Annotated in this window: 26 protein-coding genes and 1 other RNA gene; 15 read left to right on the top strand and 12 right to left on the bottom strand. The window is 65.8% G+C overall.

The features are described from left to right. Nucleotides 1-97 precede the first annotated feature (97 nt). The 7 genes from hisB (at nt 98) to M2336_RS02990 (ending at nt 5,352) form a co-directional block, all read left to right on the top strand. On the top strand, nt 98-691 hold the full coding sequence (gene hisB / locus M2336_RS03020; protein ID WP_264571726.1) for an imidazoleglycerol-phosphate dehydratase HisB: 594 nt from the start codon (nt 98-100) through the stop codon (nt 689-691). A gap of 6 nt (nt 692-697) precedes the next feature. Then, nucleotides 698-1,312 (top strand): imidazole glycerol phosphate synthase subunit HisH, encoded by a 615-nt coding sequence (hisH, locus tag M2336_RS03015; RefSeq protein ID WP_264573910.1) that lies wholly within the window; start codon nt 698-700, stop codon nt 1,310-1,312. After that, complete coding sequence (hisA, locus tag M2336_RS03010; RefSeq protein ID WP_264573909.1) at nt 1,309-2,055, top strand: 1-(5-phosphoribosyl)-5-[(5-phosphoribosylamino)methylideneamino]imidazole-4-carboxamide isomerase; 747 nt, start codon at nt 1,309-1,311, stop codon at nt 2,053-2,055. The genes hisH and hisA overlap by 4 nt, the downstream gene beginning before the upstream one ends. 110 nt (nt 2,056-2,165) lie before the next feature. Then, nucleotides 2,166-2,930: an imidazole glycerol phosphate synthase subunit HisF gene (gene hisF, locus M2336_RS03005; protein WP_264573908.1), complete on the top strand. Its 765-nt coding sequence runs from the start codon at nt 2,166-2,168 to the stop codon at nt 2,928-2,930. Nucleotides 2,931-2,990: 60 nt separating this feature from the next. After that, entirely contained in the window at nt 2,991-3,305 is a 315-nt protein-coding gene (locus M2336_RS03000) for a phosphoribosyl-ATP diphosphatase (RefSeq protein ID WP_264573907.1), read from the top strand. Between the two features lie 20 nt (nt 3,306-3,325). After that, nucleotides 3,326-3,703: a histidine triad nucleotide-binding protein gene (locus tag M2336_RS02995; RefSeq protein WP_264573906.1), complete on the top strand. Its 378-nt coding sequence runs from the start codon at nt 3,326-3,328 to the stop codon at nt 3,701-3,703. A gap of 125 nt (nt 3,704-3,828) precedes the next feature. After that, nucleotides 3,829-5,352 carry an amino acid permease gene (locus M2336_RS02990; RefSeq protein ID WP_264573905.1) on the top strand — a complete coding sequence of 508 codons (1,524 nt, stop codon included), beginning with the start codon at nt 3,829-3,831 and terminating at the stop codon, nt 5,350-5,352. A gap of 32 nt (nt 5,353-5,384) precedes the next feature. Here the strand turns inward: M2336_RS02990 and M2336_RS02985 are convergent, their stop codons facing one another. The 12 genes from M2336_RS02985 to M2336_RS02930 all read right to left on the bottom strand — a co-directional run bounded on the left by M2336_RS02985 (nt 5,385) and on the right by M2336_RS02930 (nt 16,066). Beyond that, on the bottom strand, nt 5,385-5,699 hold the full coding sequence (locus tag M2336_RS02985; protein WP_181561185.1) for a (2Fe-2S) ferredoxin domain-containing protein: 315 nt from the start codon (nt 5,697-5,699) through the stop codon (nt 5,385-5,387). Beyond that, complete coding sequence (locus M2336_RS02980) at nt 5,696-6,235, bottom strand: J domain-containing protein (protein ID WP_264573904.1); 540 nt, start codon at nt 6,233-6,235, stop codon at nt 5,696-5,698. Before M2336_RS02980 ends, M2336_RS02985 begins: the two co-directional genes overlap by 4 nt. A gap of 101 nt (nt 6,236-6,336) precedes the next feature. Beyond that, an RNA gene (gene rnpB / locus M2336_RS02975) (RNase P RNA component class A) lies at nt 6,337-6,767 on the bottom strand. Between the two features lie 78 nt (nt 6,768-6,845). After that, nucleotides 6,846-8,621, bottom strand: coding sequence for an SLC13 family permease (locus M2336_RS02970; RefSeq protein WP_264573903.1), 1,776 nt, complete (start codon nt 8,619-8,621; stop codon nt 6,846-6,848). Between the two features lie 131 nt (nt 8,622-8,752). Continuing rightward, complete coding sequence (locus M2336_RS02965) at nt 8,753-9,436, bottom strand: N-acetylmuramoyl-L-alanine amidase (RefSeq protein ID WP_264572348.1); 684 nt, start codon at nt 9,434-9,436, stop codon at nt 8,753-8,755. 53 nt (nt 9,437-9,489) lie between these two features. Further along, nucleotides 9,490-10,377, bottom strand: coding sequence for a CheR family methyltransferase (locus M2336_RS02960; RefSeq protein WP_264592544.1), 888 nt, complete (start codon nt 10,375-10,377; stop codon nt 9,490-9,492). A gap of 2 nt (nt 10,378-10,379) precedes the next feature. After that, the gene (locus M2336_RS02955) at nt 10,380-11,468 is read right to left on the bottom strand and encodes a chemotaxis protein CheB (protein ID WP_264573901.1); all 1,089 of its coding nucleotides are present in this window, start codon (nt 11,466-11,468) and stop codon (nt 10,380-10,382) included. Nucleotides 11,469-11,487: 19 nt separating this feature from the next. Beyond that, nucleotides 11,488-11,853 carry a response regulator gene (locus M2336_RS02950; protein ID WP_181561191.1) on the bottom strand — a complete coding sequence of 122 codons (366 nt, stop codon included), beginning with the start codon at nt 11,851-11,853 and terminating at the stop codon, nt 11,488-11,490. 78 nt (nt 11,854-11,931) lie between these two features. Further along, nucleotides 11,932-12,372 (bottom strand): chemotaxis protein CheW, encoded by a 441-nt coding sequence (locus M2336_RS02945; RefSeq protein ID WP_264573900.1) that lies wholly within the window; start codon nt 12,370-12,372, stop codon nt 11,932-11,934. Further along, nucleotides 12,369-14,819 carry a chemotaxis protein CheA gene (locus M2336_RS02940; RefSeq protein WP_264573899.1) on the bottom strand — a complete coding sequence of 817 codons (2,451 nt, stop codon included), beginning with the start codon at nt 14,817-14,819 and terminating at the stop codon, nt 12,369-12,371. Before M2336_RS02940 ends, M2336_RS02945 begins: the two co-directional genes overlap by 4 nt. A 92-nt stretch (nt 14,820-14,911) precedes the next feature. Next, nucleotides 14,912-15,565, bottom strand: coding sequence for a histidine phosphotransferase family protein (locus M2336_RS02935; RefSeq protein ID WP_264574939.1), 654 nt, complete (start codon nt 15,563-15,565; stop codon nt 14,912-14,914). Between the two features lie 9 nt (nt 15,566-15,574). Continuing rightward, entirely contained in the window at nt 15,575-16,066 is a 492-nt protein-coding gene (locus tag M2336_RS02930; protein WP_264573898.1) for a M67 family metallopeptidase, read from the bottom strand. A gap of 22 nt (nt 16,067-16,088) precedes the next feature. Here M2336_RS02930 and M2336_RS02925 point away from each other — a divergent pair, with 22 nt between their 5' ends. The 8 genes from M2336_RS02925 (at nt 16,089) to M2336_RS02890 (ending at nt 23,877) form a co-directional block, all read left to right on the top strand. Further along, nucleotides 16,089-17,036, top strand: coding sequence for an RluA family pseudouridine synthase (locus tag M2336_RS02925; RefSeq protein WP_413715983.1), 948 nt, complete (start codon nt 16,089-16,091; stop codon nt 17,034-17,036). Between the two features lie 52 nt (nt 17,037-17,088). Beyond that, the gene (rpoH, locus tag M2336_RS02920) at nt 17,089-17,997 is read left to right on the top strand and encodes an RNA polymerase sigma factor RpoH (RefSeq protein ID WP_264573896.1); all 909 of its coding nucleotides are present in this window, start codon (nt 17,089-17,091) and stop codon (nt 17,995-17,997) included. Nucleotides 17,998-18,061: 64 nt separating this feature from the next. Continuing rightward, nucleotides 18,062-19,387 (top strand): hypothetical protein, encoded by a 1,326-nt coding sequence (locus tag M2336_RS02915; RefSeq protein ID WP_264573895.1) that lies wholly within the window; start codon nt 18,062-18,064, stop codon nt 19,385-19,387. Nucleotides 19,388-19,460: 73 nt separating this feature from the next. Next, complete coding sequence (gene crcB / locus M2336_RS02910) at nt 19,461-19,847, top strand: fluoride efflux transporter CrcB (protein ID WP_264592543.1); 387 nt, start codon at nt 19,461-19,463, stop codon at nt 19,845-19,847. Then, nucleotides 19,844-21,085 carry an RluA family pseudouridine synthase gene (locus tag M2336_RS02905; RefSeq protein WP_264573893.1) on the top strand — a complete coding sequence of 414 codons (1,242 nt, stop codon included), beginning with the start codon at nt 19,844-19,846 and terminating at the stop codon, nt 21,083-21,085. The genes crcB and M2336_RS02905 overlap by 4 nt, the downstream gene beginning before the upstream one ends. Before the next feature lie 236 nt (nt 21,086-21,321). Next, entirely contained in the window at nt 21,322-21,723 is a 402-nt protein-coding gene (gene ligA, locus M2336_RS02900; protein WP_264571743.1) for a protocatechuate 4,5-dioxygenase subunit alpha, read from the top strand. Nucleotide 21,724: 1 nt separating this feature from the next. Beyond that, nucleotides 21,725-22,597: a class III extradiol dioxygenase subunit beta gene (locus tag M2336_RS02895; RefSeq protein WP_264573892.1), complete on the top strand. Its 873-nt coding sequence runs from the start codon at nt 21,725-21,727 to the stop codon at nt 22,595-22,597. A 170-nt stretch (nt 22,598-22,767) separates the two neighbouring features. After that, entirely contained in the window at nt 22,768-23,877 is a 1,110-nt protein-coding gene (locus M2336_RS02890; protein WP_264573891.1) for a 5-methyltetrahydropteroyltriglutamate--homocysteine S-methyltransferase, read from the top strand. Nucleotides 23,878-23,920: the final 43 nt, after the last annotated feature.

Below are 23,920 nucleotides of genomic sequence, written 5' to 3'. Positions count from 1 at the left end.
AGCGCGGGGGGCTCGCCGGTCAAGCACAGAGCGTTACAGCCGTTAACGGTCGAGAAGCGCATTGCATGGTCCGCCGCGCGCGTTATAGGCCGCAGCCATGCGTAGCGCGGAGATCAGGCGGAAAACCGGCGAGACCGATATCGAGGTGCGCGTCAATCTCGATGGGTCCGGCACTTATTCCATTTCGACCGGCATCGGGTTTCTTGACCATATGCTCGAGCAGCTCTCGCGCCATTCGCTCATCGATCTCACAGTGAAGGCGGTCGGCGATCTGCATATCGACCAGCACCACACCACCGAAGATACCGGTATCGCGGTCGGCGAGGCGATCGCCAAGGCGCTCGGGGACAAGCGCGGGATCGCCCGTTATGGCGAGGCGCACGCGCCGATGGACGAGACGCTGACCCGCGTCGCGCTCGACATTTCCGGTCGCCCCTGGCTGGTCTGGAAGGTGGAGATCCCCATGCACCGGCTGGGTGAGTGGGACACCGAGCTGATCGAGCACTGGTTCCAGAGCTTCGCGCAGTCGGCGGGGATCACCCTGCATGTTGAGAACCTTTATGGCAGCAACAATCACCACATCGTGGAAAGCTGCTTCAAGGCGCTCGCCCGCGCGCTGCGGCAGGCGGTGGAGATCGATCCGCGCAAAAGCGATGCGATCCCCTCCACCAAGGGCACGTTGGGCGGCTGACAGTCCATGACCATCGCGCTCATCGATTATGGCGCGGGGAACCTCCACTCCGTGCACAATGCGCTCCGGGCCGCCGGGGCGCATGGCGTTGTCATTACGGCCGATGCCGAGGTGGTGCGCCGGGCCGACCGCATCGTCCTGCCGGGCGTGGGCGCCTTTCGCGCCTGCATCGAGCCGTTGCGCGCGCTGCCGGGCATGATCGAGGCGATGCACGAGGCGGTGTTCGCGGTCGGTCGGCCGTTCCTCGGCATTTGCGTAGGGATGCAGCTGCTGGCCGATGCCGGCGAGGAATTCGGGCGGCATGAGGGGCTGGGCTGGATCCCCGGCACGGTGCGGCGCATCGAGCGCGACGATCCGGCGATCAAGATCCCGCATATGGGCTGGAATGATGTGGTCGGCGCGCGCGCCCATCCGCTGGTCGAACCGGGCGAGGCCTATTTCCTGCACAGCTATCATTTCGAGGCGGCGGAGGCGGCGCATGTCGTCGCCACCACCGACCATGGCGGACCGCTGGTGGCGGCGGTCGGCAAGGACAATATTTTGGGCGTTCAGTTCCATCCGGAAAAGAGCCAGGCTTATGGCCTTGCGACCCTCGCCCGTTTTCTGGAGTGGGCGCCATGAGTGATATTCCGCCGTTCATCGTTTTTCCAGCCATCGATCTCAAGGGCGGGCAGGTCGTCCGCTTGGCCGAGGGCGATATGGACCGGGCGACCGTCTATGGCGATGATCCCGCCGCGCAGGCGCTCATCTGGGCCGAGCAGGGCTCGGATTTCCTGCATGTGGTCGATCTGGATGGCAGCTTTGCCGGCCATGCCGTCAATGGCGCCGCGATTGCGTCGATCGTCCAGGCCTTCCCCGGCCATGTCCAGCTTGGCGGCGGCATCCGCGATCCGCAGGCCGTGCAGGGCTGGTTCGCGCTCGGTGTGTCGCGTGTCGTCATCGGCACGGCGGCGCTCAAGAACCCGCAATTCGTCAAGGATATGGCGGCGGATTATCCCGGCGGCATCGTCGTCGCGGTGGACGCGCGCGAGGGCATGATCGCGACCGACGGCTGGGCTGAGAAATCGGATATGCCGGTCGTCGATCTCGCCCGCCGCTTCGAGGATGCCGGGGTTGCTTCGCTGCTGTTCACCGATGTGGGCCGCGATGGCCTGCTCAAGGGCGTGAACATCGATGCGACGGTCGAACTGGCGCGCGCCGTGGACATTCCCGTGATCGCCAGCGGCGGCGTGGCGGATATCTCGGACATCCGCGTGCTCAGCCTCCATGCTGGCGATGGCATCGAGGGCGTGGTGACCGGCCGGGCGCTTTACGACGGTCGTCTCGATCTGCGCGCCGCCATTGCGGTGGCGAATGCGGGATGATGATTGCGCTTCCACACCCCGTTCGTGTCGAGCGAAGTCGAGACACGGCCAGCACTGTCCTCGCGCGTCTCGACTTCGCTCGACGCGAACGGGTGTAGGGGCGTAAATCCATGACCGTCCGCACCCGCATCATCCCCTGTCTCGATGTTGCCAATGGCCGTGTGGTCAAGGGCGTGAACTTCGTCGATCTGCGCGATGCCGGTGATCCGGTGGAGCAGGCGAAGGTCTATGATGCTGCCGGCGCGGACGAATTGTGCTTCCTTGATATCACCGCCAGCCACGAGGATCGCGGCACGCTGCTCGATATCGTCGCGCGCACGGCGGAAGTCTGCTTCATGCCGCTCACCGTCGGCGGTGGCGTGCGCAGCGCGGAGGATGCACGCGCGCTCCTGCTTGCCGGCGCGGACAAGGTCGCCGTGAACAGCGCCGCCGTGTCGCGTCCCGAGGTGGTGAGCGAGATTGCAGATCGGTTCGGCAGCCAGTGCATCGTGGCCTCCGTCGATGCCCGGCGGGTCGGTGAGGGCCGCTGGGAAATCTTCACCCATGGCGGCCGCCGTGCCACCGGAATCGACGCGCTTGCTCACGCGGCGCGGCTTGCAGAGCTTGGCGCGGGCGAATTGCTCGTCACCTCCATGGATGGCGATGGCACGAAGCAGGGCTATGACCTTGCGCTCACCCGCGCCATTGCCGATACCGTCACCGTGCCGGTCATCGCCAGCGGGGGCGTCGGCACGCTCGATCATCTGGTCGAGGGCGTGATGCAGGGCCATGCCAGCGCGGTTCTGGCGGCCTCCATCTTCCACTTCGGCCAGCACAGCGTGCGTGAGGCGCGGGCGGCATTGGCCGCTGCGGGCATTCCCGTCCGCCATCTCTGAGCGCGGCGTCAGCCGGAAAAGCCATTGACGCCCGGCGGCGCAGCGGCAAGGACAAGCGCCATGGACAGCCTCTTCCGCCTCGAACAGACCATCCTCGCCCGGCGCGAGGCCGATCCCGACAGCTCCTATGTTGCCCGCCTGCGCGCCAAGGGGCTTGGCAAGATGGCGCAGAAATTCGGAGAGGAAGCCGTCGAGACGGTGATCGCCGCGCTGAGTGAGGACAAGGCGGCCCTGACCGGCGAAGCGGCCGACCTCATGTTCCACCTGCTCGTCCTGCTCGCCGAGCGTGGCGTTACCCTTGCCGATGTCTGCGCCGAGCTGGACCGGCGCGAGGGCGTTTCTGGGCTGGATGAGAAAGCCAACCGTCCGAAATGACCGTCTTTCCGGAGTGAGCCATGGCGATCGACCCGACCCTTCCCTATGACGAAAACAACATCTTCGCGAAGATCCTGCGCGGCGAGATTCCTTGCAACAAGGTGTTCGAGGACGATCACGTCCTCGCCTTTCACGACATCGCCCCGCAGGCGCCGACGCACATTCTCGTGATTCCCAAGGGCGCCTATGTGAGCTGGGATGATTTCTCGGCCCGTGCAAGTGAGGGCGAGATCGCGGCATTCGTGCGCGCGGTCGGCGTGATTGCCCGCGAGGCGGGGCTGGTGGAGCCGGGCTATCGCCTGCTCGCCAATGTCGGCGCGCATGGCGGGCAGGAAGTGCCGCATCTGCACGTTCATCTGTTCGGCGGACGCGCGCTGGGGCCGATGCTGGCGCGCTGAGCGCGGTTTGCCTGCCCGCGACGCCTTCCCCTGTCGCAAGCCCCTTGCGCGTCGCCGATAAGCCTATAGGCTTGGCGGTCAGTTCAGGGGGAGCGGCTGCAGCCGCGCTGTATAGAGAGACGCGCATGATCTTTGGCCGCATCAAGCCACTCGACGCCATTCTCGCCACTGCCGAAAAGAAATCACTGCACCGATCGCTCGGGGCCTTCCAGCTGACCATGCTGGGTGTGGGCGCCGTGATCGGCACCGGCATTTTCGTGCTCACGGCGGAAGCGGCGCAGAAGGCGGGGCCGGGCATGATGCTCTCCTTCGTCATCGCCGGCTTCGTCTGTGCCGTGGCGGCGCTCTGCTATTCGGAAATGGCCTCGATGGTCCCGGTTTCGGGATCGGCCTACACGTATAGCTATGCGGTGATGGGCGAGCTGATCGCCTGGATGGTCGGCTGGGCCTTGATCCTCGAATATGCCGTGGCGGCGGGGGCAGTCTCGGTCGGCTGGTCCGGCTATGTCGTCGGCCTGCTGGAACATGCGCTGGGCATCGACATTCCCAACATGCTGGTGCGCGGGCCGTTCGATGGCGGTCTGGTCAATCTGCCGGCCATGGGCATCGCCCTATTGGTCACCTGGCTGCTGGTCATCGGCACGCGTGAGAGCGCGATGGTCAATGCCGTGCTCGTGGTGATCAAGGTCGCGGCACTCACCTTGTTCATCGTGCTGGCGCTGCCAGTGATGAACATGGAGCAGTTCTCGCCGTTTGCGCCTTTGGGCTTCGGCGGCATCGGCGCGGCGGCGGCGTCGATCTTCTTTGCCTATGTGGGCTTCGATGCGGTCTCCACCGCGGCGGAGGAAACCAAGAATCCCCAGCGCAACATGCCGATCGGCCTCATTGGCTCGCTCACCATCTGCACGATTTTCTACCTGTTGGTTGCTGCCGGGGTTGTCGGCACGGTGGGCTCGCAGCCTTTGATGGGCCCGGCCGGGGAAGCGCTGGCGCCGGGCAGCAAGGCGCTGGCCGATCAGTGCGCGGCCATCGGCGATCAGGCAGTGGTCTGCTCGAAAGAAGCGTTGGCCTGGACGATGCGGGAGATCGGCTGGCCGCAGATCGGCAACCTCATCGGTTTGGCTGCTGGTCTTGCCCTGCCGTCGGTCATCCTCATGATGATGTTCGGCCAGACGCGCATCTTCTTCGTCATGAGCCGGGACGGGCTGCTGCCGGCGGTGTTCTCCAAGGTCCACCCCAAGTTCCACACGCCGCATGTCATCACGATCATCACCGGCGTTTTCGTGGCCCTGTTCGCGGCCTTCTTCCCGGTCGGCATTCTCGCCGACATTTCCAATTCCGGCACGCTGTTCGCCTTTGCCGCCGTCTCCATCGCCGTGCTCGTGCTGAGGCGGACGGACCCGACGCGCAAGCGGCCGTTCCGTACGCCGGCCATCGCCATCACCGCGCCGGTCGCGATCCTCGGCTGCATCTACCTCTTCTTCAAACTCGGTATCGAGACGAAGCTGATGTTCGTGGCCTGGGCTGTAGTCGGTCTCGTCGTCTATTTCGCCTATAGCCGCTCGCGCAGCCATGTCGGGCGCGGCACCGTCGAGGTGCCTGAGGCCGATCCCGACGCGCCGCCGCAGCCCGTGCCGCCCATCGACTGACGGCACCGGTCAGCCGCGCCGCATCGATCATCTCAGGATTTGTTGCGCAGCCCCAAATCGTGCGCGAGAACATCCAGATTGGCGCCGGGGTGGATGATCAGCCATCGGTCCGGCTTGCTGGTGTCGACCACCGTCACCGCGCGCTTGGGGCAGATGTCGAGGCAGCCGACCTCGAGAATGCCGGCACCGGCCTTGCGACCCTTGCCGAGCTGCAGATGCTTGCGCAGGGCCTTGCCGAGGGTCTTGTTCCCCTCCGGCCCGAAGCCGCCGCCCTTGATCTTCTTCTCGCATTTGCGACAAACCAGCACCGCGTTAGACCAGCGACTGCGGACCTGACGGGCGCTCATGGCGCGGGCTTCCAGCTCTTGCGCTCCTCGGCCACGCGCAGCACGTCATAGGCGGCCTGGATAGCCTGAAAGCGCGTGGCGGCGTCGGCATCGTCGGGCCGCACATCGGGGTGGCATTCCTTGGCGAGTGCGCGCCAGCTCCGCTTCACCGCCTCGAAATCGGCATCGCTCTCCAGCCCCAGCACATCGAGCGCGCGCATCTCGTCGCGCGAGCGGGTGCCATCGCCGGGGCCGGCCCATTGATTATGGGCGCTGGTCCGATAGCCGGAGGCATCGCGCTGCTCATTGTGCATGCGCTCGTTGCGCTCTTCCTCGTCCAATCCCGCGAAATAATCCCAGCCCTTGTTATATTCAGCGGCATGAGCCTGGCAGAAATACCAGCGGTCCGGGCTGTTGGGGGATTTGGGCGCGGGGCAGTTGCCGGGCTGGTCGCAGCCATGCCGGTCGCACAGCCGAACGGCCTGCGCTTCCCGCGCCGAGCCATAGCTGCGCCAGCGGGGAAAGCCCCAGTCATTGTTCCGTCCGCTTCTGGCCATCCGATCTCACTTAGTGCGGGTTCGTAGTGAAATCCACCGTAGCGCGGTGAAAATGCGGGCATCGCGACGGTCGCGCCATTGCCCTGCAGGCGATCAGCAAAAATGCCAGGCGGTCTGTAAGCCGGGTTCTGTCCACCGCCGCCGTATCCCGTAAAGGGACGCGCATGCGGATGGGCGACCATTCCTCTAGGGCCATGCTCTCGCAGGGCCTCAAGCAACCAACCCGGGCGATCTCGGCCGAAACAAGCCTAGCAGGCCCGAAGACCTGCGCGCCGCCCCTATTCGGTCTTGCTCCCGGTGGGGTTTACCGTGCCGTCCGCCGTTGCCGGGGACGCGGTGCGCTCTTACCGCACCCTTTCACTGTTCACGCGGCCGAAGCCCAAGCCCGAAGGCGCACGTGACCTGCTCTCTGTTGCACTGTCCCTAACTCCCGCGAGGAGAGCCGCCGGACGTTATCCGGCACCGTTGTTTCGTGGAGCCCGGACTTTCCTCGCCGGACGCAAGCGCCCGCCGCGGCCGCCCGACCGCCTGGCGAACGGGGCTATAGCGGCGCGGGGGAGGGGAGTCACGCACGAGGCGATTCTTTCCAGCTTCCCCGGTCCTCGCTCCCTTACTGCAGTGGCCAGGTCCAGATGATGAGCGGCGTGCCGATGAGCACCACCAGCAGCGAGAGCGGCGCGCCCAGGCGGGCGTAGTCGCTGAAGCGGTAGCCGCCGGGGCCGAGGACCAGCGTGTTGCACTGGTGGCCGATGGGCGTGAGGAAGTCGCAGCCCGCTCCCACGGCGGTGGCGATGAGGAAGGCTTCCGGCCGGTAGCCCAAGTCATGCGCGAAGACGCCGGCGATGGGGGCCATCACCAGCACCGTCGCGGCATTGTTGAGGAACGGCGTCACGGCCATGGCCGCGACCAGAATGAGCGCGACGGCGCCCCAGGGGGGCAGGGCGGCGGCGACATGAGCGAGATTGGTGGCGATGACATCAGACGCGCCGGTGCTCCGGATGCTGTCGCTGACCGGGATGAGCGCGGCGAGCATGATGAGGATGGGCCACTCGACCGCATCATAGGCTTCCCGCACCGGCAGCGCGCCGCTGATGACTGTGAGCGCGGCGGCAGCGAAGAAGGCGATGGCCACCGGCACATAGCCGCTCGCCGTGGCGGTCATCGCAACCGCGAGGATGAGCAGCGGCAGCCAGCCGCGATGTGACTTGCCCAGCTTGACGCCCCGCTCCGCCAGCGGCAGCGCGCCGAGATCGCGCAGCCGCGCCGGCAGCAGGCCGAGGGGCCCCTGCAGCACGATGACATCGCCCGCACGCAGGCTGATCTCGCCCAGCTTGCGCCCGAGCATCTGCCCGGCGCGCGAGACGGCGATGAGATTAACGCCATAACGTTGCTGGAGGAGCAGCCGCTCCGCGCTCTGCCCGACCAGCGGGGACTCGGCCGTCACGACTGCCTCGGTGACGCCGATCTCGTCCCCTTCGCTGCCTTCGGGCAAATCGCGCGTCTCGCCGTCCAGCTCCAGCGCGTCGCGGGCGATGACCCGCTCCAGCGCATCCGGCTCGCCGTAGAGAATCAGCACGTCGCCTTCCTGCAGTCGCGCATTGCCCTGCGTCGAGAGCGGACGCCGGCCGCGCAGACGGCTGGTGATCTGCACCTCATGGTCGTGGCGCTTGAGGAAGGCGGCGATCGTCTCGCCGTCGGGCGGCGTGTCCTCGCGCACGGTTGCTTCGGTGACATAGCCGGAGATGTCCATGGCATCGCCCATGGTCGCCGCGCCGCGACGATCGCGCGGGAGCAGTCGGTAGCCGAAACGCAGGAACAGCAGGCCCACGATAAACAGGCCAAACCCGGTCGGGAAATAATCGAACATGCCAAAGGGCTCGCCGGTCATCTCCGTGCGCACGCGGCTGACGATGATGTTCGGCGAGGTGCCGACCAGCGTCATCAGCCCGCCCAGCAGCGAGGCGAAGGCCATGGGCATGAGGAAGACCGAGGGACTGGCGTTGTTGCGCTTGGCCATCTGGAAGGCGGCGGGCATCAGCATGGCAAGCGCGCCGACATTCTTGACCAGCGCCGAGGCCGTGCCGACCGTGGCGGTAAGCAGCAGCAGTTGCGAGCGGACATGGCGCACGCGGCCCGCGACGAATTTGAGCCCCACCTCGATCGCGCCGGAGCGCTGCACGGCGGCCGAAAGCACCAGCGCCGAGCCGACGATGATGACGATATCGTCCGAGAAGCCGGAGAAGGCGTCGGCCGGATCGACAATGCCGATCAGGACCGCGAAGAGCAGAACGATGACTGCCGTGACGTCATAGCGGAAGCGCCCCCAGAGGAAGAGCACCATCATGCCGGCAAGCGTGGCGATAGAGAGCCATTGCGGCCCGGTCATCGCATTCTCCCCCCAAGCCCGTCGCGGCGCTGCGCGACCACCCTCGCTGTCATCATCCCCGCCAAACGCCCGAAATGGATTTCAGTGTGCGGGCACTGAAAAATATTCCGGTCCGTCTTGTCCGATCGCGCTCAGTCGTCGCCGCGGGGCCTTGGCAGCAGCAGCGCGAGCAGGATGGCGCGGCATTCCCCGTCGATCACGCCGTCGATCAATTCCGGCCGGAAACGGCGCTGGAACGCCGTCACCGCGGCTTCCGGCTCGGCGATATCATAGCCGAATCGCTCGAGCGCGAGCATAAAGGCGCCGTCGCTCCAGAGTGGGTCCATGAGATTGCGGGTCGGGCGCGGCAGGGCGAGGCGCAGCCGGGCGAGCTTGCTCCAGGGGAACAACTCGCCGGGGTCCTGCTTGCGTGCGGGCGCCACATCGCTGTGGCCGACGACATTGCCGCGCGTGATGCGGTGGCGCTGCATGATGTCGTGGACGAGCGGGATCAGCGCATCGATCTGCGCCTGCGGGAAGGGCCGATAGCCCCATTCATGGCCGGGATTGACGATCTCGATGCCGATGCTCGCGGAATTGACGTCGGTGATGCCGCGCCACCACGCCCGTCCGGCGTGCCAGGCGCGCTTGGTCTCGTCGACCATGCGGACCACCTTGCCCTCCTCCGTGACGACATAATGGGCGGAGACCTTGCTATCCGGATTGGCCATCCAGTTGATCGCGCTCTGGGCGTCCGGCATCCCCGTATAGTGCAGGACGAGGATGGACACCGGGAGCGTTCGGTCGTCAAAATTGGGTGACGGCGTCTCGATCATGCAGAACTGGGCCACTTTCCTTGCGCATGCCGGCATGTTGCCGGGCGGTGCGGTCAGCCCTGTCCTAGCTCAATGGCGGGTGCGGAGGAAGCGCCGCCTGCAGGCAGCATCATGCGCGGTTGATCGGGCCGGGCTTCACGGGCCTGATACAGGCAGCTGAGGCCCCGGCAGGCCGAAAAGCCGGACTCGGCACAGGCCATTTCGCCCGCCCCGAGCGCGAGATAGCCGCCGGGCCGAACCCGGCCCGACAGCGTTTTCCATGCCCGGCGGCGCCTCTCTTCGGAAAAGTAGAAGAGCACGTTGCGGCACAGAATGAGATCGAATGGGCCTGCGCCATGAACGGGGTCGAGGAGATTGTCCTGCTGGAACACGATCATCTGCTGAAGCTCGCCGGCAATCTGCCATTCGTTATCGACAGGATGGAACCAGCGCAGCAATTCGCTGATCGGCAGGCCGCGCTGCATGTCCATCTGCGAAAACCGTCCGCGCTTTGCCTTGGCGATCGCGAGGGCCGATACGTCCGTGGCGTGGATGCTGACCGTGCAATCGGCCAGCGCGGCCGAGCGGTGGACGATCATGGCCAGCGAATAGGCTTCCTGCCCGGTCGAGCACCCGCCGCACCAGATGCGCAGTCGCCGATCCGCGCGCGTCCGGGCGAGTGCGGGCAGGACGCTGTTTTCGATCGCGTGGAAGACGCTCACATCCCGGAAGAACGAGCTTTCGTGATTGAGCAGCGCGTCGATCACTTCGGCCTGTAGGAGCCCGTGAGGCGCCCGTTCGATCGCGTTCACGAGCTCTTCCAGCGTGCTCAGCCCGTGTGCGCGCAACAGCGGTCGCAGCGACGTTTCGATGCGCCATCGCCTCGCTTCCGAGAGCGTCTGCCCGGTCTCCCGGTGGAGCAATTCGGCGAGGCGACAGGCGGCGTTGGAAACTGGCTGCATGGTCATGCGCCTGCATGCCATTGCTGCAGGATCAACTCGGCGATCTGAGCGGGGGGCAGAATGGCACTGGCGAGACCTCCCTTCACGACCGAACCGGGCATGCCCCATACCGCGCTCGACTGGTGGTCCTGCGCGATCAGCCAGCCGTCCGCGCCGACAATGGCTTGCGCGCCAGCCAGTCCGTCGCGTCCCATGCCGGAGAGGATGACGCCACAGGCGCCGCGTCCGTAAAAGCGCGCCAGGGCGGTGAACATCGGGTCGACCGCCGGGAAGCTTTCATGCAGGCAGCGCTGGGTGCTCAATCGCACCAATATTTGCCCGCGCGCTCCTTTGCCGAGCGAAAGATGGGCAGTGCCGGGTGCCAGATGGATGGTGCCCGGCTGCACTGGCATGGCCTGTTCCGCCAGAACCACGGGCAGATGTGTGGCGCGGCGGAGCTGTTCTGCCAGCAGCGGCTGGAAGCTGGCAGGCAGATGCTGGGTGATGAAGATGGGAAAGGCCGGGTTGTCCTCAAGGCCCTTGATGACGGAGAGAATCGCGCTGATCCCGCCGGTCGATCCGCCGATGGCCACGGCGCGCACGAGCGTGCCTGGTGGCCGCAGGCGTGCGCTCGCCTCATCGAATCGTTCCGGCGTGCGGCTACGTTCAGCCGCTGGCGCCAGATGGGCCAGGCGATCGAGCAGATGCTCGACGAATTGCGGGCTGAAATGGCCGGCGCTGGGCTTGGCCACGACATCACCGGCACCCAAAGCCAACGCCTGCAAGGCGACCTCGCTGCCCTCGCTGCACGAGCCGCTGAGCAGCACCACCTGCCGGCGCTGATCGGGGCCAAGCAAGTGGGGGAGCACCTGCAGGCCGTCGAGCTCGGGCATGTCGATATCGAGAAGCACCAGGTCCACCGACTTTCTGGCCACGAAAGCCAGAGCCTGCTTTCCGCTGGCGACCGTCCCGACCACGCGGAAGCGCGGATCTTCGCCCAGCACCCGACCCAGCACGCGGCGGACGACCAGCGAATCATCGACGATCAGCACATCGATGCGCGAACCATCGGTTCCGGAGCTGGCATCGGACAGGAGGGCAGCGCACGCCATTCCCGGCGCTCCCGAGCCCCTAGAGAACCCCGACGATCTGGAGCTTGCTCTCCAGCGTGTCGCGATCGAAGGGCTTCATGACATATTCGTCGGCACCGGCATCGACGGCGGCGCGGATATGGTCCACGCCATTCTCGGTGGTGCAGAAGATCACCTTGGGCGGATGGGCGAAATTGCGGCGGGAGAGTTCCTTGAGGAATTCCAGGCCGCTCATCACCGGCATGTTCCAGTCGAGCAGCACCACGTCCGGCACCTGCCCTTCGCACATGTCGAGCGCTTCACGTCCGTCCTGCGCTTCGTGAACGTCGAGATCGAGGGATTCCAGAATGTGGCGTGCCACCTTTCGGATCACCTTGGAGTCATCGACAATGAGGCAGTTCGGCATGAGTCGCGACCCCTGATACTTGCTTGGCTACGTAACCTACGGGCAGAGCGTGTCATTTTGGTAAATTCGTTAAATATCTCACGCGGCCAGCGCGCCAGACGGGGCGTTGGTGAAATCGGCGAGCGTGAGCAGAAGATGGCTGCGGCCATCATAATCGACGAGGCCGGAAACGAATGGCCGCCACGCAGGATCGATGCGGCCGCGCAATGGCTGCACGCCGCCCTGCGCCTGGCAGATATCGGTCACGGCATCGATGAGGAAACCATAGCTGTGCCCGGCAATGTCCGCGACGATCGCCAGCGGTGCGGTCTGTGCATCCCCCGCCTTGCCAAAGATGCGCGATTGCAGATCGATTACCGTGAGCACACGGCTGCGCAGCGCCGCGAGCCCGCGCACGTGCGCAGGCGCCAAGGGCACGGGGACGATATCCCCCAGCCGCACCACGGCTTCGATGGCACAGGCACGCACGGAAATCGGGGCGCCCGCGATGGATGCGAACAGGAACAGCGAGTCGGTCATGCGGCTTTCCGTGCGAAGCTGGAAATCGCCGCCATCAGCCCGGCGCGATCATAGCGGTAGATGGAGGGGGGCGCATTGGGGTCGGCCGGCAATTGCGGCTGCTCCCGCAGGGCAAGCACCGGAACGCCCATGAGCGCCGGGGCATGTCCGCTTCCACATAGCACAACATCGGGCGGCGCGTCGCCTGCGGCGCCCAGAACGACGTCATAGCCGGCCTGAACGAGCAGCGGCGCCAGGATGTTGCGCATCCACGGGTCTTCGACATCGGCGATCATGCAGCGCACGGCCTGCGCGGCAGCGTCAGAGGCCGGGCGGGCCGCGACCTCCTCAAACAGGGTGAACGGATCGACCAGCTCCAGTTGCTGCTCGCCAACCAGCACCAGGCCGGCGATCCGTCCCCGGCCGATCGGCACTTCCAGCCGGGCGGGGATTTCCAGGATGTCGAGCACCTCTTCGATGAGGAAGATGAGCAGATCGCGCCCATCGTGCAGGCGCATGGCCTTTAGCACACCGGTCTCATCCGGGCGGACATTGAGCGCCGGCAGCAGGCGCTCCTCGATCCGCGCGAATGCCCGTCCCTCGGAGCGCCCGATCTGCGTACAGTCCAGTTCCTCGACGCGCTCGACGATGGGCAGCGGCATCAGCCGTTCCACGCCATCCCGGTCGCGATAGAAGAGCACCTGCAAGGTATCGATGGCCTCGGTCGGTTCCTGGCTGTGATGATCCCGCCGCGCCTTGTCGGCATCGACCACGGGCAATTGCGCGATCTGGAAGAGCCCGGTGGCGTCGAGCAGCAGCATTGGCTGGCCGTTGTCGGGGAGCGTCATGCCCGCAAATGCCCCGGCGGATGCGATCACCGGTGAGGCCGGGCGAATGACCAGCTCCTCATTGCTGTCGACGGTTTCGACACCCAGCACATAATTTTGCCCGGCCGAGGAGCGAATGACCATCAAGGTCCGCGGCCCGTTCGCTTCGGCCTGACGGGCAAGGCCCAGCACGTCCTCAAGCGTCACAACCGGATGACGCTCGCCGCGAATGGTCGCGATGCGTCCGCCGGCGACCTCCTCGATCGAGACCATGTTGCTGTTTTCGTGAATGAGTTCCACGACATTGCCACGCGGCATGGCGAAGGTCTGCCCGCCGCACCGCACGATCAGGCCCGGAATGATGGTCAGTGTCAGGGGCACGCGCATGGTGATCACCGTGCCGTCGCCAGGCGTCGTGGTGATGTCGATCACGCCGCCGATCTGCTCGATATTGGCCCGCACGACATCCATGCCGACGCCACGCCCGGAGATGGAGGTCACCTCCCGCGCCGTGCTGAGGCCGGGCAGGAAGATCAGGTTCAGCTTCTCGGCGTCGCTCATCCCGGCCGCCTCGGCAGCGGTGACAAGTCCGGCCGCGACCGCCCGATCGACCAGGGCGGCCCGGTCCATGCCGCGCCCGTCGTCGGCCACCTCGATGACGATCTGGTTGCCCGATTGCCGGGCGACGATGTTCAGCCGCCCGACGTCCGGCTTGCGGGCGGCGATGCGGTCTGCCGGCAACTCAAGACCGTGATCGAGGGCGTTGCGGACGATGTGGGTGAGCGGGTCGGCGACCATCTCGATCATTTCGCGGTCCATCTCGACATCGCCGCCGTCGAGAGTCACGGTGACCTTCTTGCCCAGTTCGCGGCTGAGGTCGCGCACCATGCGCGGGATGGCCGCATACAGGCGGTCGACCCGCTGCATGCGCGTCTTGCTGATCATGTCGCGCAGGTCCGCGACATTGGTCGACATCCGCTCGAAGCTGCTCTCCACATCCGGCGCGACGCCATGGTCACGCATCCGGCGCGCCAGATCGTTGCGGGCGAGCACCATGTCGGAGATGCCGTTCATCAGCTGATCGATGAGCGCCAACGGCAGCCGAATCGTGCGCGGGGCTTTGTCGCGCGGCGGGGCGGTCGGTTGCTGCGGGCTGGGCATCGCGGGAGCGGGTGTCTCTAGCGAGTCCGCGCGCTGCGCGGGCGGTTCGTGGGGCGGGGCCGGCATCGTTGCGGCACGCGCGGCGATCGGGTGAAAGAGCTCGAAGCCGCCGGATCGGAGTGACAGGGCATCCAGCAGCCCGTCATCATCGGCTTCATCCGGGACGGGCTCGCCGCCCAGACCACGCGCCAGCGCGCCGATTCGGTCCATAACCGCCAGCACAGCCGTGACGGTGGCGGGATCGGCCAGCCGTTCGCCGCGCCGGATGGCTGCCAGCACGTCCTCGGCGCCATGCGCCAGCCGCTCGAAACGGGGCAGGTTCAGGAAGCCGCAGCTTCCCTTGACGGTGTGGAAAAACCGGAAAAACGCGTCGAGGCGAGACTTGTCGGTCGGGTCCGCTTCCCACGCGACGACTTCGCCGGAGAGGACCTCCAGCGTTTCAAGAGTTTCCGCAATGAACTCCCCGATGATCTCGTCCATGCCGCCGCCTGTGGTTAACGCGGCGACACCTTTGGGGCCAAGTCGTGAAAGCCCGGTTAAGACCTGCCGGTCGGGCTCTCACACAGGCGGGATCAAGCCGGCAGGCGCGCGCCGAACAGCAGGTGGGGCTCGTCGGCGCCGGAGATCATCAGTTCGCCGCCGGCTTCGGTCGCCACCGTGCGGATCATCACGGCTGCGGCCGTGCGGGTGGTCAGATCGCCATGCCCTTCCAGCCCGGCACGAATGGCGGGGTCGAAGGTGATGCGTGCGCCTTCGCCGCGCACCGCAATCTCGGTCGTTCCGCCCTGTTGCTCCGCGCCGATCGCGATCACGCCGCCGCGCGGCAGGGCTTCGCCGGTCAACAGCACCAGATTGAGCAGCAGCTTGGCGGCCGGCTTGGAGAGGCTGTCCCCGGCAATCATCCAGTCGAGCGAGATCTTGCCGCCGGGCGGAAACATGCCTTCCACGGCAGAGCGGATTTCGTGCACGGGAATGGCCTCGCCATATCCGCCCCCGGCTCCGAAGGCCAAGCGGAAGAATTTGAGCTTGCCGGCCGTCGTCCGGGCACTGTCCGCCAGCAGCGTGAGGCATTGCTCGCGCATTCGCGGGTCGGTCTCATCGGCAAGCAGTTCGATGCCGTTGTTGAGCGCGCCGACGGGGCTGAGCAGATCATGGCACAGGCGAGAGCAGAGCAGGCTGGCGAAATCGATGGAGTCGGACGCGGTGGATTTGACCAAGACGGGGATATCCTCTCTTCAGGCGATGGCCGTGCCCTCATGGCGCTGCGGGCGCGCGGGTGCAAGCCGCCCATGCGGCGAACCGACCAGTTCGACGGGATCGAAAACGCCATGGATGCGGCCTGACGCGACAACCTGCCAGGCCAGAAGGTCGCCGCGCGCGTCGACGAGCAGCCAGATCTCGCCCGCCGCCCCCGCCATGGCCGCATCGACCGCCGAGGGGACGGCCTCGCCATGGGGATGCGAATGATAATGGCCGACAATAGCCGGTCCGCCCTGCCGCGCCTCGCGATGCGCGGCGATGAGCACGGCCGGATCGACCTCGAAGCGGTGCTCGGGCTGGTTTGCGACATTGGCGGCAGCGCGAAGTTCGGTGATGGTGATGGTCGTCCCGCCGTCCGCGCCGGCCAAGCGCTGGCCCATCAGTAGGCCGCAGCATTCCAGCGGGGCGGCAGCCTTCGCCTGCGCGCGGATCGCATCGCGCAACGGTCTTGATATGTGCACGGCCATCCCCAGATATTAGGCCGTGGAAATGGGGGTTACCAGCATTACGGCGCTGATCACGCAGGCCGAGCACGGCATGAGACTGGACCGCGCGCTTGCGAGCGTGCTGCCAGCCCTGTCGCGCGAGCGCGTGAAGGCGCTGATCCTGGCAGGGCAAGTGACCGGGCCGGACGGTCGCCCGGCGGCTGATCCGGCCTATAAGGTGAAGGCCGACATGGCCTTTGCCGTAGAGATTCCGGAGGCGATCCCCGCCGAGGCGCAACCGCAGGCGATCGATCTGGTGATCGCTCATGAGGATGCGCATCTGATCGTGGTGGACAAGCCGGCTGGCATGGTGGTGCATCCCGCCGCCGGCAATCCGGATGGCACGCTGGTCAATGCCTTGCTCCACCATTGCGCCGGGCAGCTCTCCGGCATTGGCGGGGTCGCGCGGCCCGGCATCGTCCACCGCATCGACAAGGATACCTCCGGTCTGCTCGTCGTCGCCAAGACCGATCAGGCACATGAGGGGCTGGCCCGCCAGTTCAAGGATCACAGTATCGACCGGCGCTATCTCGCCATCGTGCAGGGGCGGCCTACGCCGCCTTCCGGCAAAGTCGATCAGTGGATCGGCCGTTCGGATGCGGATCGCAAGAAGATGGCGGTGCAGCGCGAGGGGCGCGGCAAGCACGCCATCACCCATTATCGCACGCTCGAGCGACTGGACCGGGCGGCGCTGATCGAATGCCGGCTGGAGACGGGACGGACCCATCAGGTGCGCGTGCATATGGCCCATCTCGGTCATCCCCTGCTGGGCGATCCTGTCTATGCCCGTGGCGGCATCCACAAGGCGCTGCTCGCTGAACTCGGTTTTCATCGTCAGGCGCTTCATGCGGCCCGGTTGGGCTTCATCCACCCGGTCACAAGCCAGCCTCTCAGCTTTGAAAGCCCGATTACGGATGACATGCAGCAACTGTTCAGCCATCTTTGCGTATAAGGATGAGCGCGATGCCCCTTCTTGTTTGCGCGCTCCAGAAGGATGAAGTTTCGTGAGTAACGGCAGTAATCTCCCTGCAACGATCCCTGCGCTTGGCGGCGATGCGAGCCTGAACCGCTATCTGTCGGAGATTCGCAAGTTCCCGCTCCTCAAGCCCGAGGAGGAGTATATGCTCGCCAAGCGCTATCAGGAGCATGGCGATCCGGAGGCTGCGGCGCGGCTGGTGACGAGCCATCTGCGACTCGTGGCGAAGATCGCCATGGGCTATCGCGGCTATGGCCTGCCCGTCTCCGAGCTGATCTCCGAGGGCAATATCGGGCTGATGCAGGGCGTGAAGAAATTCGAACCGGACCGGGGCTTCCGCCTCGCCACCTATGCGATGTGGTGGATTCGCGCGTCGATCCAGGAATTCATCCTGCGCTCGTGGAGCCTCGTGAAGATCGGCACCACGGCGGCGCAGAAGAAGCTGTTCTTCAACCTGCGGCGCATGAAGAACCAGATCGAAGCCTTCGAGGATGGCGATCTGCGCCCCGAGGATGTGACGAAGATCGCGACCGATCTCGGTGTCTCGGAAGATGACGTCATTTCCATGAACCGCCGCATGGCCATGGGCGGCGACACATCCCTCAACGTCTCGATGAACGATGACGGCGAAGGGCAGTGGCAGGACTGGCTGGCGGACGAGGGGCCGTTGCAGGATGAGCGGATTGCCGACGCGCAGGAAAGCGACGTGCGGCACGACATGCTGCTCGATGCATTGGACGACCTCAATGACCGCGAACGGCATATCCTGCAGGAGCGGCGCCTTGCGGAGGAGCCCAAGACGCTCGAGGAGCTGAGCCAGGTCTATGGCGTCAGTCGCGAGCGCGTCCGCCAGATCGAGGTTCGTGCGTTCGAGAAACTGCAGCGCGCCATGTTGCGAATCGCCGGTGAAAAGCGCCTGATGACGGTGGCCGGCTGACGAGTCTGCGGGTTGCGCTCATCGCGATAGGCGAAGAGGGCAGTCGTAACGGATAGGGGACGCGATGCAGCGCAAGCGTGCCTCTGGCTCGTGGATGGGATTGGCAGGCCGTAGCCCGCGGGAGCAGGTCTGGCGTGTTCTGGCGATCCTCTTTGTCCTGTTCGTCCTGCCGGTGCTCATCGGCGCGGTGCTGTTCACCAGCGGGGCGCCCCTTGCCGACGCACGCCCCACGCCCACCCCTCTGCAGGTCGGTGCCGGTCGGGCCGCGATCGAGCAGTTGCAGGCCAGCAGGCAACGGCCGGGCGGTGTCAGCCTGCTCACCCTCACGCCCACTCATCTCGATGGCTTGAGCGCGCTCGCAACCCATGGCTTCCGCCCTGACCGGCTTGATCTCTATCTCCACGATGAGCGGCTTCATGTCGCCGCGAGCCATGCCCTGCCGCTGGGGCGCTGGCTGAATGTCGGTCTGGTCGTAAGCGGCCCGAGTAACGGATTTCCCGAAGTAGAGGCGCGCATCGGCGCGGTCTCGTTGCCGGCATATCCGACTCGGCTGCTGCTGGAGGGGTTGCGTCAGCTGCTGCGTCTGCGCGGCGCCGTGATCCCGCCGCTCGACACGGTCGTCCAACGCTTCTCCATCCGCAATGGCGCGGTGATGGCGGCGGTGCAGTTGCCGCCCAAGACCGGCTTGCTCGATCAGTTTACTGGCGGTGACGCGATAGACGGCGCGCAGGTGCTCGATCGCTATTGCGCGCTGGTGGCGCTGCAGGCGCGCGATCCGCAAAGCGACTTCGCCATACAGGTCCGCCGCGCTTTCCCCCCGGGCCAAGTCGCGACGGCGGAAACGAATCGGGCGGGCTTTGTGGCGCTGGCGATGCTGGTAGTCGATCCGCGCGCCGGGCAACTGGCCGGGCTGGAACCGAGCGCCACGCGCCGCTGTCCGTCGCCTGCGGCGGCAATCACGCTCCATGGCCGGGACGACCTCCCCAAGCATTGGGCGCTGTCCGCTGCGCTGGCTGCGCAGACCGGTGTGCAGTTTTCATCCGCGATGGGCGAATGGAAGGAACTAGCGGACAGCCTGTCTGCCGCGTCGGCATTCCAGACCGGCACCGCCTCGGGCTTCTCCTTCGTCGATCTGGCGGCGGACCGCTCCGGCTTCCAGATCGCGCAGGCCGCTGGCGATCCGCGTCGGTCGCAGGACGTCGCGCAACGCCTGGCGACCGCGACGCAGGAACGACTGCTGCCGCCTGCCCTGCTTCAGAACGACGAGGGGCTGAGCGATGCCGCCTTCGCCGCGCGCTACGGCAGTGTCGAAGACCCGCGCTACACAAGGCTCGTTGCCGAGATCGACTGGACACTGGCTCGGGATGGATTGCTGGCGCCATCCGACTGAGCAGGCTGGCCACCAAGGCTTCGCCACCGAACGCCCATTTGCCTGTTGCGCAAAAGCGGCTAGGGCGTGGATCATGCTCAATACAGTTCTCGTGATGATCGGCGGCGCCATCGGCGCGGCCCTGCGCTACCAGTTGGGACGCGCGAGCCTGCGCATCATGGGGCCGGGCTATCCCTGGGGTACGCTCGCCGCCAACGTGCTGGGCGGGCTGGCCATGGGCCTTGTCGCGGGCTGGCTGGCCGCGCGCTATCAGGGCCAGCAGGGCGAGCAGATCCGGCTCCTGGTCGCCGTGGGCGTACTCGGCGGCTTCACCACCTTTTCCGCCTTCAGCCTGGAGACGATGCTGATGATCGAGCGCGGCGAAGCGCTGAACGCGCTCGGCTATGTGCTGCTCTCCGTTGCAGCCTCCATCGGCGCGCTGGCGCTTGGCCTTACCCTCATGCGGAGTGCCACGGCATGAGCAAGACCGATCTTGCTGGCGTCCGCCAGTTCACCGTGCGCGCCGAGGACGATGGCATCCGCCTCGACCGCTGGTTCAAGCGCCACATGCCGGAAGCCAGCTTCGCCATCGTTTCGCGTTGGGCGCGGACCGGGCAATTGCGCGTCGATGGCGCCCGCGCGACACCGGGCGACCGCATTGCCGAGGGGCAGACCTTGCGCGTGCCCCCGCTCGATGTCGCTGCGGCAAAGGAAGCGGGCAAGGCACCCCGCCCGCGCCCCATCCTGACCGAGGATCAGATCAACTTTGCCGAGGGTCTGGTCATTCATCGCGACGCGCAGGCCATCGTCATCAACAAACCGCCGGGCCTTGCCACGCAGGGCGGCACCAAGACGCACGAGCATGTCGATGGACTGCTCGATGCTTTGATGTTCGAGCGCGACGACCGGCCGCGCCTCGTCCACCGGCTGGACAAGGACACCAGCGGTGCGCTGCTGCTCGCCCGCACCTCGCGCAGCGCCGCACATTTCGCCAAGAGCTTCTCGTCCCGCACAGCGCGCAAGGTCTATTGGGCCATCGTGATGGGCGTGCCATCCGTCTCGGACGGCTTCATCGATCTGCCACTGGCCAAGCAGCCGGGCACCGGCGGGGAGAAGATGCATGTCGATGAGAAGGACGGCCTGCCCGCCCGCACGCGCTACCGGGTGATCGAGCGCGCCGGCAACCGCGCCGCGTGGGTGGAGCTGCAGCCGCACACCGGCCGCACCCATCAGCTGCGTGTCCATATGGCCGAGATCGGCCACCCCATCGTGGGCGACGGCAAATATGGCGGCAAGGAGGCGTTCCTTAGCGGATCGATCAGCCGCAAGATGCACCTGCACGCCCGGCGCATCCGCATCGACCATCCCGATGGCTCTCCGCTCGACGTGAAGGCCGAGCCGCCCTTCCATTTCGCTGAAACGCTGGCGAGCCTGGGCTTTGACGTGAACGAGGGCGATCTGCCGCTGGAGATCGACATCCAGCCGACCGCCTCCGACCGCAAGGCCGCCGACAAGCGCGCGTCGACCGCGCACGCCAAGGACATGCGCAAGGCCCGCCGCGGCGAACGCCGCTCCCGCAGCGCGCCGGACAAGCCCGAGCGCTTCAAGGGGCCGCCCAAGCCGCGCGGCAAGGGGGCCAAGCCGGCCGGGCCAGCCGCGCGCCCGGGTGCCAAGCGGCCCACCGGCGGCGCACGGCCGCGAAAGCCGGGGCGGGATTAGCAAAAGGCACAGCGGACTGAGGCGACCTTCTCCCCTCCTCGTTGGAGGAGGGGCTTGCGTATCCTTTTGAAGGCGAGGTGTTCTCATTCGATTTTGCGCTGCAGGCAGGGCCAATCCGCACGTCCGACAGCATCACCCCGCTTGATTTCGCAGGCGCACAATGACAAGGGCCTCTGCCATTGGAAAGGCGCAGGCCTTCCATTATATTCTTCATTCGACCGATCGAAAGGTCCGCCATGCGCACTCGCCTTTATCCGCTCAGCGAGCTGGAAGACATTCCCGGCACGACCGTGTTCAATGCCCGCCGTTCGCGCGAGGCTTATCACCTGCACAAATTCTGCATGTCGCTGATGGATGCAGGCAACCGCGCCGAGTTCAAGGACCATGAGCGCGCCTATCTCGACAAGTTCAAGATGAGCGAAGAGCAGAAGCGCGCCGTGCAGGATCGCGATTTCAGCAAGCTCATCGATCTGGGCGGCAACATCTATTTCCTCGTCAAGCTCTCCAATACAGACGGCTGGAGCACGCAGCGCGCGGTGAGCTCGATGACCAACATGACGCCCGACGAATATGCCGCGATGATGCGGTCCGGCGGTCGCTCGCCGACTGGCCAGCGCTCCAAGCGGGAGGGCAACTGACATGGCACGGATCACTGCCGGCATTGCCACCAGCCACGTCCCCGCCATCGGCGCGGCCTTCGACACCGGGCGCTCGACGGACGATTACTGGAAGCCGATCTTCGATGGCTATGAGTGGGTGAAGACCTTCGAGCAGGAAGAAAAGCCCGACGTGGTCATCCTCTGCTACAACGATCATGCCTCCGCGATGATGCTGGACGTGGTGCCGACCTTCGCGCTCGGCATGGCCGAGGAATTCGAGCCGGCCGACGAAGGGTGGGGCAAGCGCGACGTGCCCGTGGTCGAAGGACATATCGAGCTGGCGGCGCACATGGCCGAGCAACTCGTCATCGACGAGTTCGACATGACCCTGATGAACAATATGGATGTGGACCATGGTTGCACGGTTCCGCTCAGCCTGATGTTCGGCAAGGTCGACAAATGGCCGTGCAAGGTCATTCCGCTTGCGGTGAACGTGACGCAGTTCCCGACGCCCTCGGGCGCGCGCTGCTGGGCGCTGGGCGAGGCGATACGCTATGCGGTCGAAACCTATCCCGAGGATCTCAACGTGCAGATCTGGGGCACTGGCGGCATGAGCCATCAGTTGCAGGGGCCGCGCGCCGGGCTGATCAATCCCGAGTTCGACAATGCCTTTCTGGACAAGCTCGTCGGCGAGACCGATGAGCTGCGCGCCATCACGCGGCTGGAATATCTGCGCGAGGCGGGCACTGAGGGCATCGAGCTCATCATGTGGCTCATCATGCGCGCCGCGCTCGGCACCGAGGTGGAGGCGTTGCATCGTTTCTATCATGTTCCGGCCTCCAACACCGCCGTCGGCCACATCGTGCTGCGGCCCAAGGAGATCGCGGAAGCGCCTGCGAAGGCGCGCGCCTGAGCGGCTTGGCCCTCTTCGCAGCATCCCAGGAAAGCCCGGCCTTGCGCCGGGCTTTTTCGTTTGTCGGCTCAGCGTGTCGGTTTGTCACATAAAGCTTCCTATATATAAAGAATCCTTTATATGAGGGTTTCGTACGGCGTGCGTTGCGCCGGTTGGAGCTGGAGACTGCCATGACGTCCAAACCCCCTTTCCGCGCCGACCATGTCGGCAGCTTCCTGCGTCCGCAGGCGCTTATCGAGGCCCGGCACGATCATGCCGCCGGCAAGATCGACGCTGCCGCGCTGCGCGCGATCGAGGACAAGGCCATTGCCGATGTCGTGGCGTTCCAGGAGAGCGTCGGCGTCAAGGCGGTGACGGACGGCGAGTTCCGCCGTAAATTCTTCCACACCGACTTCCTGCTGCAGCTCGACGGGATCGAGGAGCAGGGCGGCATGGAAGTGCAGTTCCAGAATGCGATCGGCAAGGACGTGCATTTCGCGCCGCCCAAGATGGTGGTGACGGGCAAAATTCGCCACGCCAAGCCGATCCAGCGGGCGGATTACGAATATCTCGCCAGCGTGGTGAGCGAGACGCCCAAGGTGACCATTCCCTCGCCCACCATGCTGCATTTCCGCGCCGGGCGTGAAGGGATCAGCGAGGCGGTCTACCCCGACATGGCCGATTTCTTCGCGGACGTGGCATCGGCCTATCAGGAGGAAGTCGCCGATCTCGCCGATGCCGGCTGCCGCTATCTGCAGCTCGACGATACCAACCTGGCCTATCTGTGCGATGACAAGCAGCGCGAGAATGCCCGCAAGCGCGGCCTCGATCCCGATGATCTGCCGCGCCATTATGCCAAGATGATCAACGATGCGCTGGCCACCGCGCCGGATGACATGTTCACGGCGATGCACCTGTGCCGGGGCAACTTCCGCTCCAGCTGGGCCGCCGAGGGTGGCTATGAACCGGTCGCCGAAATCATGTTCAATGAGGTCGATATCGACTCCTTCCTCCTCGAATATGACGATGCGCGGTCGGGCGACTTCGCGCCGCTGCGCTTCCTGCCCAAGGGTAAGATCGTCGTGCTCGGCCTGATCACCACCAAGCTGGGTGAACTGGAGACCAAGGATGAGGTGAAGCGCCGGATCGACGACGCGACGAAATTTGCCTCGCTCGACCAGCTTGCCCTGTCGCCGCAATGTGGCTTCGCCTCGACCGTCCACGGCAATGACATCGCCTTCGACCAGCAGAAGGCGAAGATGGAACTGGTCGCCGAGGTTGCCCAGGAGGTCTGGGGCTGACGAGGACTAGACGCGCTCCTTCCCGCCGCGCCGCGCGGGGGAG

It is taken from the genome of Sphingobium sp. B1D7B, from assembly GCF_025961965.1.
Classification (GTDB): domain Bacteria; phylum Pseudomonadota; class Alphaproteobacteria; order Sphingomonadales; family Sphingomonadaceae; genus Sphingobium.
This window is presented reverse-complemented; position numbering and strand designations above follow the sequence as displayed.